Here is a 13,231-nt window from a genome sequence, read left to right as displayed (position 1 = left end):
TTGTGATAGGGCATGACTTTACTGCTGATGATGAGAAACAAGCTTCGGATGCGATGATGACATTCAGGTGTTATAATGCATGAAGAATGGATCGCTGGGGTATACATGGATGTAAAGTGGTGTTTATGATAGAATAGGACGAATGCAGTAAATCGATGAAAAGCAAATGAAACAATAAAGGAATAGGTGTTGACAACAAAATGAAACCTTTTATATACGACTTTTCCTTGGAGCAGCTTCAGCAATGGGCTGTAGATAACGGGGAACCTGCGTTTCGCGGTGGCCAGATCTTTGACTGGATTTATGTGAAACGTGTGAATGATTTTAGTGAAATGACGAATTTGTCCAAAGCCTTACGTGAGAAGCTAGCAGATCAGTTTGAATTCGTAACGCTTAAGGAGATTACCAAGTTTGAATCCAAAGATGGAACGGTGAAATTTCTCTTTGGTCTTCATGATGATCACGCGATTGAAACGGTTATCATGAAACATAACTACGGGAATAGCATTTGTGTTACGACACAAGTTGGCTGCCGCATAGGCTGCACATTCTGTGCCTCCACATTGGGAGGTCTGAAACGCAACCTTACAGCAGGAGAGATCGTTGCTCAGGTAGTACAGGCTCAAAAAATCCTTGATGAGCGTGGTGAGCGGGTTAGCAGCATCGTTATCATGGGTTCGGGCGAACCTTTTGAAAATTATGAAGCTACGATGACGTTCCTGCGAATTATGATTCACGAAAAAGGTTTGAATATCGGGCAGCGCCATATCACCGTATCTACGAGTGGTATTGTTCCTAATATTTACAAGTTTGCAGATGAAGACACGCAGATTAACCTCGCGATTTCGATTCACGCACCTAATGATGCTCTGCGATCGAAACTGATGCCTGTAAACCGTCGTTTCCCATTTGATGATGTAATGGAGTCTCTTCGTTATTATCTCGCCAAGACGGGACGAAGAATAACGTTTGAGTATGCATTAATCGGCGGTGTAAACGACCAGCCAGAGCATGCAGCTGAACTTGCAAGTGTTCTTAAAAACATGTTGTGCCATGTCAACCTGATTCCGGTTAACCATGTACCTGAGCGCAAATATGTTAGAACATCAAGAAGCGATATCTTTAATTTCCAAAGAATCCTCTCGGAACAGGGAGTTAATGTAACGATTCGCCGTGAGCAGGGACATGATATTGCTGCCGCTTGCGGACAGCTTCGTGCAAAGCATATGGAGTTGAGGTGAGAATGTTTTGATCAAAACAGTTCATGTGAGTCATATCGGACGAGTACGTTCGGTGAATGAAGATTCAGCTTGGATACGGAATCTTGATACAGGATATATCTTGGGAATCGTTGCAGACGGGATGGGCGGACATCTTGCCGGTGATACGGCAAGTCGTCTTGCGGTCGAAACGCTGGTGCAGGATCTGGCAGCACTTGAGCCAGGCTTGTCCCATGCATCCCTGTCAGCTGCTCTAAGTGATGCGATTCTTCATGCAAATGAAGTCATATTCCGTACAGCGTCTACAGATGACAAGTATCACAATATGGGCACGACTGTGGTCGCAGCCTTATTAAATGATGCAGAAGGTGTGATTGGACACATCGGGGACAGCCGTGCCTACAAAATTGCGGGCAAAGAAGTATTCCAGCTGACCGAAGATCATACACTGGTGAATGAATTGTACAAAAATGGTCAGATTAGCAAAGAGGATGTGTCTCATCATCCACGCCGTAACGTGCTTACCCGTGCGCTCGGCACAGATGCTGAGGTGAAGGTAGATATGGATACAGTAAAATTGAAAGAAGGCGAAGTGCTGCTTCTGTGCAGTGACGGACTCAGTAACCTGGTCAGTAATGAGCAGATTATTCAGGTTGCAGGAAATCTTGAACTTTCACTGGAGGATCGCGCGGACCGGCTGCTACAACTGGCGTTGCTTGCCGGAGGGGATGACAATATCACGGTAGCCTTGTTTGAACCTCAGCGGGTCGACTCCGTGGACATGGAAGAGGGGTGTGAGTCATGATCGGGCACCAGCTAGGCGGACGCTATGAAGTTATTGAGCGTGTTGGCGGTGGCGGCATGGCTCTCGTATACAAAGCCCAGGATCTGCTCTTGAACCGTAATGTAGCCATCAAAGTGCTCAGACAACAGTTTGTGCATGATGAAGAGTTTATTCGTCGTTTCCGCAGGGAAGCACAATCGGCTGCATCACTATCTCATCCTAACGTCGTCAGCATTTATGATGTGGGTCAGGAAGATGACGTTCATTATATTGTAATGGAGTACGTTGAAGGCAAGAACCTGAATGAAATCATTAAAGAACGTGCACCTTTGCAGGTTGATGAGGCGGTACGAATTGCTTCACAGATTGCAGACGCACTGGATCATGCACATCATAATCAGATTATTCACCGGGACATCAAACCGCATAATATATTAATTGGCCGCAACGGCCGTGTCAAAGTAACCGATTTTGGAATTGCCCGTGCGGTGACCTCTACAACGATCACACAAACAGGCTCTGTAGTTGGTTCAGTGCATTATTTTTCACCGGAACATGCCAAAGGTATCGTAACGGGAGAGAAGTCGGACTTATATTCATTAGGTATTGTACTTTATCAGATGCTCACTGGGCAGCTTCCGTTTCTGGGAGAGAGTCCTATCAGTGTTGCTTTGAAACATTTGCAAGAAGAGTTTGATGAACCACGTAAATTCAATCCATTGATTCCACAAAGTGTGGAGAATGTCATCCTGAAATCGATGCGTAAAAACCCGCAAGAACGCTATCAGTCGGCCAAGGAGATGCAAAACGATCTGGAAACATGCTTGTTGCCAGAAAGACGAAATGAATCAAAGGTTGATTTTCCGGATGAGGATGACATAGATCAGACACGCGTCATGCCAGCGATCAAGCCAGAGCCGCGTGGAGTAATGTCGACAGGAACATTGCCCGTAATGGATACGGATGTTGGGGTTACGGCTGCGGACGAAGGTAAATCGAAAACGAAGAAATGGAAAAAGCCCACTTTGATCATTTCGATGACGATTCTACTCCTTATTGCTATGGTTGCGGTGGTCTGGTATGTCAGAGGCATGCTTGTTGTGCCAGAGGTGAAAGTTCCTAACGTGGTTAACCAGACTGAAGAAAAAGCACGCCAAATGCTAGAGGAAGCAGGCTTAGTTGTAAGCAACGAAGTCATCCGAGAATATATGGAAAATGTTGAACCTGGTATTGTTTTTGACCAGAGTAGGGATGAAGGCGATGTGGTCAAAAAAGGTTCTGAAGTGCAACTGAGTGTTGGTGCAGAAAAAACCATGGTGAAAATGATTGATGTTAAAAGTGATCCTTATGCTGATGCGGTCAAAAAACTGACTGCACTTGGGCTTAAGGAAGATCAGATCAAGCGGAAAGAAGAATTTTCTAACGAAATTCCATCAGGTTCAGTCATTTCACAGACGCCTGGTGTGAATGAAGAGTTTGATCCCGAAACGGTTGAAATTGAGTTAACCGTAAGTAAGGGAACTGAAACGGTGAAGATGCCTGATTTGAAAAATCATACGCGCAGTGAAGCAGAGCAGATGCTGAAAGAGAAGGGACTTGTGCTCGGACAGGTGCAGGAGGAATCCAGTTATACTGTCGATGAGGGCAAAGTGACCCAGCAATGGCCTGTTGAAGCGGGAGCGGAAGTTAGTCCTGGCGACAAAATTACGATTTTTATTAGCACAGGCTATCCACCTGAAGCGCTGCAGTATCCTTTCAACATCAATGTATCTCCAAAAGAAGCGAACAAAAACAGTAAAATTCGTATTACTTATGAGGATGCACGTGGCAAGAATCAGGAGTGGGGCACTCGCACGATCAATTCAGCTCAGACGTTGACGATTCCTCTTGTGCTGGCTCCGAATGAAAATGGTGCGGTATCCGTTTACCGTGATGGGAAATTTTTGGATACGTACGTGGTATCTTACAGTGAAGCGAAGAATGGTACGGTGAACGTGCCTTCGATTGACCCTGAACAGGATACACAAGCTCCGCCTGCGAATAACCCTGAACCGGGCAATGGTGACAATGGCAATGTCGATCCTGGTGGTGAAGGCGAGCCGGAGTCCACACCAGCTGATGGAGAAGAGGACGATGAGGAAGGCGACACATCGGCCATGAAGACAGACAAAGGTCCAGGCAAGCATAAGGAGGATAAGAAAAAAGGAGTTATCAACGCATCGGGCCGTCCATAAGGACGGCTCATGCTGACATAGGGAGTGAATGCAACTGATCTTAAAGGAGGGCGACGGAGCTGTGCCAGAAGGTATCATCGTTAAAGCATTAAGTGGTTACTACTATGTTATGCCAGTGGAGGACAACGGAGTTCCTTCGGTTGAAGGTTCCGCCGTTCAGTGCAGGGCCAGAGGGATTTTTCGTAAAAAAGGAACTTCTCCACTCGTTGGCGACCGTGTAACCTATATGTTAACGGAGAATGGCGAAGGAACGGTAGACCAGATTCACAAGCGTGAGACTGAATTAATTCGCCCACCTGTGGCGAATGTCAGCTTGGCTGTTCTGGTGTTTTCAGTCAAAGAGCCAGATATGAATCTGAATCTGCTCGATAAGTTTCTCGTGCATATTGAGCAAGCTGGACTGGATGCTCTTATTGTGCTGACGAAACAAGATCTCATTGATCCAGATGCAGAAGATCGACATATTGTTGCTGAAGTGAAGGCACTCTACGAGCGGATTGGATATGAGGTCATTTCGACCAGTTCACGAACTGGAGAAGGTAGTGAGTTACTCAAGGAACGCCTTGCAGGCAAAATTAGTGTGTTCTCTGGTCAGTCGGGTGTGGGCAAGTCTTCTATGCTAAACGCACTGATGCCAGGATTGACGCTGGAGACAAGTGCCATCAGCATGCGTTTAGGACGAGGGAAACACACAACCAGGCACGTGGAACTTATACCTCTGGACAATGGCGGGTTCGTTGCAGATACTCCTGGATTCAGTCAACTGGACTTTTTGGAGATTGGTGTAGAGGAATTATCCACTTGTTTCCGGGAGTTTGCTCAATTTGCTGATCAGTGCAAGTTCCGTGGTTGTACGCATACGCATGAACCAGGTTGCCGGGTACTCGCGGCCAAAGATGAAGGTTTGATCTCTGAAAGCCGGTATCATCACTATGAGCAATTCCTGGCTGAAATGAAAGATAAGAAGCGGAGGTATTAACATGATTAAAATAGCCCCATCTATATTATCAGCTGACTTTGCCAAGCTAGGTGCTGAAGTTGCGGAAGCACAAGCTGCAGGCGGAGATTGGATTCATGTTGACGTAATGGACGGTCACTTCGTGCCTAACATTACACTAGGTCCTGCTATTGTTAAGGCCATTGCACCTCATACGACACTGCCTCTTGATGTTCATCTGATGATCGAGAATCCGGAAAGATACGTGGAGGAGTTCGCTAAAGCGGGTGCAGCAGTAATTACTGTTCATGCGGAGGCGTGTATACATCTTCACCGGGTCATTCACTTGATTAAAGAGCAAGGAGTTATGGCAGGGGTGGCCCTCAATCCAGGCACTCCTGCTAGTGCCATTCAAGAAGTGCTGGATGATGTAGATATGGTTCTAGTCATGACTGTTAATCCAGGTTTCGGTGGACAAGCTTTTATCTCAGGTACAATGAACAAAATCAAGCAAATTCGTACGTGGTTGAACGAAAGAGGACGCCATGACGTCCATATCGAGGTAGACGGCGGAATTGCTGCGGATACAGCTCCATTAGTCGTGGAAGCAGGGGCTGATGTGCTGGTGGCTGGTAGCGCCGTATTTGGAAGGGAAGACCGTGCTGCTGCGATTACCGAGATTCGCAGAAGCTACGAGGGCTAAATTTATGACCCTCAAAGAGACGCTGTGGACAATGGCAGGAAGTCTTGTCACCGGCCTGGTGCTTGCGCTGTTCGCGGTTCTTCAGGCTCCATTCAACGCACTCACGTCTTTAATCGGGGTTGGGGTGGTTATTATGTATTTTCGTAAGTTCGACCGGAAGGGACTTCGGATTACTTTTGTCATATTCAGCATACTGTATTATCTCATGAGTGTTTTCATGATCGCTGTCTATCAGTATCTTCCCCAAACGCAAATAGGCTGATCTCGGGCTTGTCATTGTGGAATAGGGACAACAAGTTCCGCATAAATATGGTTACATGAGCAGGTTTCTCATGTAGCCTTTTTTGTCGTGTTTAGGTGAAAAAGGCCTGAAGCATAGGATACGGCGGATGCATGAGCATGATGGGGAGGGTAAAGTATGAAATTTTACACATTCAAACTGCCGAAGTTTTTGGGAGGGTTTGTGAAGGCGATCCTGAATACGTTTCAGAAGAACTAATCTCGTCTACAAGATTGCTAAAAAGGATATGACGCTCAAAGATGTTCAGTTTCAGACCACTCAATGGCATCTACAGCAACTAGAGTATCAACAACTTCATAGGTGCTCTAAAACTCAGAGGATGGATGGAAGTTGTAAGACTTATGTCTCAATGAGCAGCACATTTAGGCGAATACCGCCGTTTTGGCTTAAAGGCTTATCTGGAAAACCGGATCTGCAAAAGGTGCCATGCGGCGGCTATTCCTGTGTGCAGCTAGAGTTATGTAGAGAATTGAAGCTTCAAGTTAGTCGTAAAGTTGTGCTTTTTTGAATACCAAAAAAGCACCTGCAAGATACAAGGTGCTTTTTGCTTATCCGATTTATAGTAGCTTTGCGTGATTATACGCGAGTCACTTTACCGGCTTTCAGTGCACGGGTGCTTACGTATACACGTTTTGGTTTGCCGTTCACGAGAATACGGACCTTCTGAACGTTTACGCCCCAAGAACGACGGTTACGGTTGTTAGCGTGGGATACGTGGTTACCGGTGCCCGGTTTCTTACCTGTCACATAACATTTGCGAGACATAGATTACACCTCCTATCCTAAAATAACCAGTGCCTTCGGAGAGACGAACGTCATTCCATAAGGACTCAATTGTTCTTTCCTGATCCAGAGAATCAGGTTTCAGTAGCGAATGGTGTTGTTCAAGCCGGCTTGGCCGGATCATTTCCATTACTTAACCTGCATAAAACAATACTTAAATATAATATCATAATCAAAAAAGCTTCGTCAACTGATCCAAAAACTTTATTTATTTCTCTTGTCTAATATAGTACAATGTTGTTTAGTCCATAGTACAGCCATGAACAGGCTGTTGCCGAGTGAAGCCGGAGAAAAAACCGTATGATATAGGTTGGAGGTTTGCTTTTTTGGCAACGCTGTGAGATGCGGCATTCCATCATTGGCATCATTCTCCATGCGGCATTCATGTCGGCTTCTAATACCGGTGCATAATTCTATGCCCGAATTATGGGTTGCAGAGCATGCAGGATATTGGTAGCCCGGCCGCCCAGACCGTTAATCCGGCTGACATGTTGTATTGTATGCCTGTGCCGGACAAGGGTATGGACGAAGAATAACGCAGCCGCGTTAGCGCATGAACAGACCAAAATGATTCTTGGTGCAAGGTGTTCGTGTATCAAGCTAGGAAGGGGAATTCTCACTTGAGTATACGTTCTTTAAATGGAACAGATTTCACCGCAATGGTTATTGCCGGAGCGGAACAACTAGGTCAGCACGCAGAACATGTCAATTCCCTTAATGTTTTCCCTGTGCCGGATGGCGACACGGGAACAAATATGAATTTGACGATGACTGCTGGTGTGGCAGAAATCAAAAGAAAAAGTTCTGCATCGATCGGAGAAGCTGCAGGTATTTTATCCAAAGGCTTGCTTATGGGCGCACGCGGAAACTCGGGGGTTATTTTATCCCAATTGTTCCGTGGTTTCAGTCGTTCAGCAGCTCCTTTTGAAGAATTGAACACAATTCAGTTCGCAGCAGCTCTGCAAAATGGTGTTGACGCAGCATATAAAGCCGTTGTTAAACCTGTAGAGGGAACGATTCTTACTGTAGCGAAGGAAGCTGCGAAGCATGCCAGCTACTATGCAAGACGGACCAATGATATTACTGAATTAATGAATGAGGTTTTGTTAAAAGCAAAAGAAGCACTGGCGATGACTCCAGACATGCTACCTGTATTAAAACAGGTCGGTGTGGTGGACTCGGGTGGTCAGGGGCTTGTATATATTTACGAAGGCTTTATGGAAGTATTGCTTAAAGGGGATGGCGCTTCACGTACTTCACTCCAAGGAGAGATCGCTCCATCCGTAGTCGCACCTGTGAAGCCGTCTGTACAGCCAGAATCGGCTGCAACGAAACCGACACAATTGCTTGCTCCTGAGATGCCTTTGTCAGCTCAAGCAAGATTGGAAACGGAGGATATTGAATTCCTTTATGATATGGAGTTCTTTATCAATCGCGAGCTTGGAGAGAACGCAGGTACAGCTTTTGATGAAGAGGTATTCCGGAAAGCGTTGTCAGTAAATGGAGATTCTATCATCATCATCGGAGACGATGAGGTGATCAAAGTGCATGTGCACTCCAAGACACCTGGCGATGTATTGAATCTGGCTCTGAAGTACGGCGAGATTACACAGATTCATATTCTTAACATGCGTGAACAGCACCGCGATCTGCTGAGTGCCGGAATGGATGTTGCGGCTTCACCGGACCTTTTTGCTGAGATTCCGCAGGAGAAGACAAGCGCACCTGAAGAAGCGGTGCTCCCGGCAGATGAAATGGCTCCATACGGTTTTATCGCGGTATCTTCTGGTGATGGTATCGCGGAAATATTTAAAAGTCTGGGTGTAGATGTAGTCATGTCTGGTGGACAGACGATGAATCCAAGCACAGAGGACTTTGTAAAAGCCGTTCGTTCGATTGCCGCGGATCAAATCTTTATTTTACCGAATAACTCCAATATTGTACTGGCTGCTGAACAAGCTCGGGAATTGTTGGAGGATGAACGTCGCATTACGGTTATTCCAAGTAAAACAATTCCACAGGGGATGGCTGCTGCGTTTGCCTTCCAAGAGGATGAGTCAGCGGAAACAAACCGTGATCAGATGCTGGAGGCGATCAGCCGTGTGCAGTCAGGACAAGTCACTCATGCCGTTCGGGACACACAATATGATGAGCTCGATATCAAAGCGGGTCATTATATCGGTATCCATAATTCCAAAATTGTTGCGACTGACGAGAGTATACTTCGTGCCTGCGAAGGACTACTTGGACAGATGATGCAGAGCGGCGATGAAGTCGTGACGATCCTTGAAGGGGAAGAGGCTGACGAGGAGGTTACCGCCGCACTTAGCGCTTGGTTGGAGGAGCAATATCCTGATGCTGAGATCGAGGTACATCGGGGAGGACAACCCGTTTATTACTATCTGTTCGCTGTCGAGTCCTAATGTACTGATAGAATTTTAGCCAAAAGGAGGAGAGCTCGTGAGTCACAAGGTTGCGATTGTAACGGACAGTACTGCCGATATTCCCGAGGATATCATTCGAAAATATGGCATACATGTCGTTCCCTTGCGTCTGCTGTTCGGGGAAGAAACGTATGCCGATGGTATAGATCTGACCTCAGAGCAGTTTTACGACAAGTTAAGGCAGAGCGCTGTGTTGCCTACCACATCACAGCCTTCTCCTACTGATTTCATGAATGTGTATCAGTCATTGCTGGAAGAAGAGCCAGACAGATCTATTATATCCATACACCTATCTTCTGGTATGAGCGGTACTTATCAATCTGCTATGCTTGGTAAGTCCCTGTTGGAACGTGACTCGGATATTACCGTTATTGATTCAAAGTCGGCTTCGTACGGGTATGGGTTAATGGTGGTGCATGCTGCGGAGCTTGCCGAACAAGGCAAGTCCGCAGTTGAAATTGCCGTTGCTGTTGAGGCAATGCAGAATTCTCGCAAACTGTTTTTTCTGGTGGATTCGCTGGAATATTTACAGAAAGGCGGGCGGATCGGTAAGGCTTCGGCGATTTTGGGAACGTTGCTTAACATTAAACCGATCCTGTCTATCGATGAAGAAGGCATAATTTATGCAGTAGAGAAAGTCAGAGGTCATAAAAAAGCAATGGCACGTATTGTTGAACTGTTCCAGAAGGATCTGGCTGGCAAACGGGTGAATCTAGCGGTAGGTCATACCGCAGATCTAGCGTCAGCAGAGGCTTGTGCCGAGCAGTTAAAGGGTCATTTTACATTAAATGAAGTGATCTACACCAATATCGGGGCTGTCATTGGAAGTCATGTGGGGCCCGGTGTTATAGCAATATTTATGTGGCCTGTTCCGGAATGAGGGATTGAACATGAATTTGGAAGAAATATCCGTGAAACAAATTAACGGCGTGAGTGCTCTCAAAGAGGGAGAGCTTCACGCCTTTGGCATCTCTAGTGTGAAAGACTTGCTGGAATACTATCCGTTCCGTTATGAAGATTATCGTTTGCGCTCACTTAGTGAGGTAAAGGACGGAGACAAAATAACAGTCCAAGGTCAGGTTATGGGTGTCCCAGTATTGCAGCGTTACGGCAAAAAGTCACGTCTGACCTGTAAGATTATGACGGAAGAGTGGATGATTACGGCAACGTGGTTTAATCGCCATTTCCTCAAAGACCAGCTTACGCCTAACCGGGAAATTGTGCTTACAGGTAAATGGGAGCAAAAACGTATGCAGCTTACGGTGTCTGACTCGGAATTTCCGGATAAAGGAGATGGACGTTCAGGCACACTGCAACCTGTCTATTCTGTCACGGGTAAATTAACACAGCAATGGATGCGCAAGACGATTAATCAGGGATTAATGCAGTACGGTGATATGATCCCGGAGATTTTGCCACAAGCATTGATCAAAAAGTATAATCTGATGCCACGTAAGCAAGCAATTGCTGGTATTCATCGTCCGCAGGATAATCAGGAAGGCCAGCGAGCCAGACAGCGGATGGTCTATGAGGAGTTATTTTTGTTCCAGCTTAAGATGCAGGCGTATCGTGCACTTAATCGCAATCGGATGGATGGTATGGTACATACTACGGATAATACGACGATTCGAGAGTTTGTGCGGAGTCTGCCATTCGAGCTTACCGACGCGCAGAAGAAGGTTGAGCTTGAAATATTACATGATATGCGTTCACCCTATGCGATGAATCGGCTACTGCAAGGGGATGTAGGATCAGGTAAAACGGTGATTGCAGCCATCGCACTCTATACGACAGTGCGCTCGGGTTTCCAGGGGGCGCTAATGGTGCCGACGGAGATTTTGGCAGAGCAGCATATGCGTTCCTTGCAGAAGCTGTTCGAGCCTTTTGGCGTAACGGTGGGCCTCTTAACGGGCAGTGTGAACGGCCGCAAGCGCAAGGATCTAATCGCCTCATTGCAGATGGGGATGCTCGATATTGTTGTGGGTACACACGCCCTGATCCAGGAGGATGTCTTCTTCCGGGAGCTGGGCCTTGTGGTTACGGACGAGCAGCATCGCTTCGGTGTGAATCAGCGCAGCGTTTTGAGACGAAAAGGGTATAACCCCGATGTACTAACGATGACCGCTACACCTATTCCACGGACGCTTGCGATTACGGCTTTTGGGGATATAGAGGTATCGACCATATCGGAGCGGCCGAAGGGACGGATACCGATCTCCACGTATTGGGTGAAACATGACATGATGGAGCGAGTACTTGGTTTTATCTCCAGAGAAGTAGACCAAGGTCGTCAGGCTTATCTGATCTGCCCACTGATCGAAGAATCAGAGAAGCTCGATGTGCAAAATGCGATTGACCTGCATGTGCAGATGCAACAGAATTTCCCGAAATATAAAGTGGGACTGCTGCATGGGCGTATGACGGCTGCCGAAAAAGAAGAAATGATGCGTGATTTCTATAATAATGATATTCAGTTGCTAGTATCCACCACGGTGGTAGAAGTCGGCGTCGATGTACCGAACGCCACACTGATGGTGATTATGGACGCAGACCGCTTTGGCTTGTCCCAGTTGCATCAGCTTCGGGGGCGTGTCGGTCGGGGTGCACATGCGTCGTATTGTGTGCTGATCGCTGATCCCAAGACAGAGGTTGGCCAGGAACGGATGAAGGTCATGACCGAAACTGAGGATGGATTCGAGGTGTCTCGGCGAGATTTGGATCTGCGGGGACCAGGGGATTTCTTTGGCACGAAGCAGAGTGGATTGCCCGAATTCCGTCTGGCTGATATGGTGGCAGATTTCGCTGTACTGGAGCAGGCTCGGGATGATGTCTCCGCACTGATTGCGGATGCTTCGTTCTGGACATCTGTTGACTATACGCCACTACGTGATTTTCTCCAACAAGAACAGGTATTCAAGGGCGATCTGATTGATTAATCTGCACGCGTTAGTTAGAAGGTACAGCCTCAAGGTTGGTGTTAATGCCTGAACCGAGTAGATATCTGGAAGTGCTGTGTGTGTTTTAAGGCCTGTTTTGTAAAAAGTGACAAGTGACCAAGCCCTCCCATCATATGAATAAGAAGTGAGTTCAATTTCTTGGGAGGTGCTGTACGTTTTGGGTTATCAACAATATGGAATCAGTCCGCAGCTGGTGGAGCGGATCAAGCTTAAGATGAAAAATCCTGCGGTCAAAGAGCGCATTAAAAAGTTGATCGAAGGTGTGACGAAGACGGATCTGCAGGATAAGGCTAAGGTTCGCAGGTTGATTAGATCTTCAGCGGTCGTGATGAATGAGAATTTCTCACCTGCGCAGGAAGAGCAGTTTGTTGCCTTTGTCATCGCTCAGAAGATTGATCCAAACAATACGTTCCACTTGATCAAGCTGTGGGGGATGTTTAGGTAAGTTGAATGTGATGGTGTTACTTCAAAAAAGACGGGGTGTTTACACGTTGGCACTCCAAGGACAGAATACCCTTCCGAGCGCTGATATCCCCGGATTTTTTTGAACTACTCTCTTTGAGGGTAAAATCAGGTGATAAAGGCGAACGCTCCACTTCTTTAGTATTTCTGTCCTCTCCGTTGTTTTGTGTAAACTGAGCTTTTTTGAAAGGCCGCATTACATTTAAGTGGGATAGTAATGGAGAAGGGTGTTTCATCAGTCATGTGTGACCTGATGGAATGCCTTTTTTCGATTCTTAAATGAATCAATTTCACAATACCTTCAGAAGCTTCAATCAAGGCTAGATATAGATCAAAACAGGATATCCTTTGCTTTCCATCAAGGGGAACGGTAAACTGTTGCATACGAAGTAGTGCCACATCATGT

General features: G+C 46.5%; 13 protein-coding genes. 12 read left to right on the top strand and 1 reads right to left on the bottom strand.

Annotated elements, in window-relative coordinates; all coding sequences use genetic code 11:
* Window positions 1-200: 200 nt before the first annotated feature.
* From rlmN to PQG66_RS09875, 8 genes are all read left to right on the top strand, one after another.
* Window positions 201-1,241 carry a 23S rRNA (adenine(2503)-C(2))-methyltransferase RlmN gene (gene rlmN, locus PQG66_RS09910; RefSeq protein WP_272037521.1) on the top strand — a complete coding sequence of 347 codons (1,041 nt, stop codon included), beginning with the start codon at window positions 201-203 and terminating at the stop codon, window positions 1,239-1,241.
* A gap of 7 nt (window positions 1,242-1,248) precedes the next feature.
* Window positions 1,249-2,025 carry a Stp1/IreP family PP2C-type Ser/Thr phosphatase gene (locus PQG66_RS09905; protein WP_272037520.1) on the top strand — a complete coding sequence of 259 codons (777 nt, stop codon included), beginning with the start codon at window positions 1,249-1,251 and terminating at the stop codon, window positions 2,023-2,025.
* Complete coding sequence (pknB, locus tag PQG66_RS09900; RefSeq protein ID WP_272037519.1) at window positions 2,022-4,238, top strand: Stk1 family PASTA domain-containing Ser/Thr kinase; 2,217 nt, start codon at window positions 2,022-2,024, stop codon at window positions 4,236-4,238. The genes PQG66_RS09905 and pknB overlap by 4 nt, the downstream gene beginning before the upstream one ends.
* A 61-nt stretch (window positions 4,239-4,299) precedes the next feature.
* Window positions 4,300-5,217 (top strand): ribosome small subunit-dependent GTPase A, encoded by a 918-nt coding sequence (rsgA, locus tag PQG66_RS09895; RefSeq protein WP_272038130.1) that lies wholly within the window; start codon window positions 4,300-4,302, stop codon window positions 5,215-5,217.
* A gap of 1 nt (window position 5,218) precedes the next feature.
* Window positions 5,219-5,878 (top strand): ribulose-phosphate 3-epimerase, encoded by a 660-nt coding sequence (gene rpe / locus PQG66_RS09890; protein WP_272037518.1) that lies wholly within the window; start codon window positions 5,219-5,221, stop codon window positions 5,876-5,878.
* A 4-nt stretch (window positions 5,879-5,882) separates the two neighbouring features.
* Window positions 5,883-6,140 (top strand): hypothetical protein, encoded by a 258-nt coding sequence (locus PQG66_RS09885; RefSeq protein WP_272037517.1) that lies wholly within the window; start codon window positions 5,883-5,885, stop codon window positions 6,138-6,140.
* A gap of 156 nt (window positions 6,141-6,296) precedes the next feature.
* Entirely contained in the window at window positions 6,297-6,377 is an 81-nt protein-coding gene (spoVM, locus tag PQG66_RS09880; protein ID WP_019424875.1) for a stage V sporulation protein SpoVM, read from the top strand.
* A gap of 151 nt (window positions 6,378-6,528) precedes the next feature.
* Window positions 6,529-6,687, top strand: coding sequence for a hypothetical protein (locus tag PQG66_RS09875; protein ID WP_272037516.1), 159 nt, complete (start codon window positions 6,529-6,531; stop codon window positions 6,685-6,687).
* A 68-nt stretch (window positions 6,688-6,755) separates the two neighbouring features.
* Here PQG66_RS09875 and rpmB read toward each other — a convergent pair whose 3' ends face one another.
* A complete protein-coding gene (gene rpmB / locus PQG66_RS09870) occupies window positions 6,756-6,944 on the bottom strand; it encodes a 50S ribosomal protein L28 (RefSeq protein WP_024631107.1) in 189 nt (62 codons plus the stop codon).
* A 638-nt stretch (window positions 6,945-7,582) separates the two neighbouring features.
* Here rpmB and PQG66_RS09865 point away from each other — a divergent pair.
* The 4 genes from PQG66_RS09865 to PQG66_RS09850 all read left to right on the top strand — a co-directional run bounded on the left by PQG66_RS09865 (window position 7,583) and on the right by PQG66_RS09850 (window position 12,808).
* On the top strand, window positions 7,583-9,385 hold the full coding sequence (locus PQG66_RS09865; RefSeq protein ID WP_272037515.1) for a DAK2 domain-containing protein: 1,803 nt from the start codon (window positions 7,583-7,585) through the stop codon (window positions 9,383-9,385).
* A gap of 37 nt (window positions 9,386-9,422) precedes the next feature.
* Window positions 9,423-10,286 carry a DegV family protein gene (locus PQG66_RS09860; RefSeq protein ID WP_272037514.1) on the top strand — a complete coding sequence of 288 codons (864 nt, stop codon included), beginning with the start codon at window positions 9,423-9,425 and terminating at the stop codon, window positions 10,284-10,286.
* A gap of 10 nt (window positions 10,287-10,296) precedes the next feature.
* Window positions 10,297-12,342 (top strand): ATP-dependent DNA helicase RecG, encoded by a 2,046-nt coding sequence (gene recG, locus PQG66_RS09855; RefSeq protein WP_272037513.1) that lies wholly within the window; start codon window positions 10,297-10,299, stop codon window positions 12,340-12,342.
* Between the two features lie 178 nt (window positions 12,343-12,520).
* Window positions 12,521-12,808, top strand: a complete 288-nt coding sequence (locus PQG66_RS09850) for a stage VI sporulation protein F (protein WP_272037512.1) — start codon at window positions 12,521-12,523, stop codon at window positions 12,806-12,808.
* The last annotated feature ends 423 nt before the right edge of the window (window positions 12,809-13,231 follow it).

Origin of the sequence: Paenibacillus sp. JJ-100, assembly GCF_948329825.1 — a bacterium.
GTDB lineage: Bacteria > Bacillota > Bacilli > Paenibacillales > Paenibacillaceae > Paenibacillus.
The sequence above is the reverse complement of the archived record's forward strand: the minus strand, read 5'-3'. Positions and strand labels throughout refer to the sequence as shown.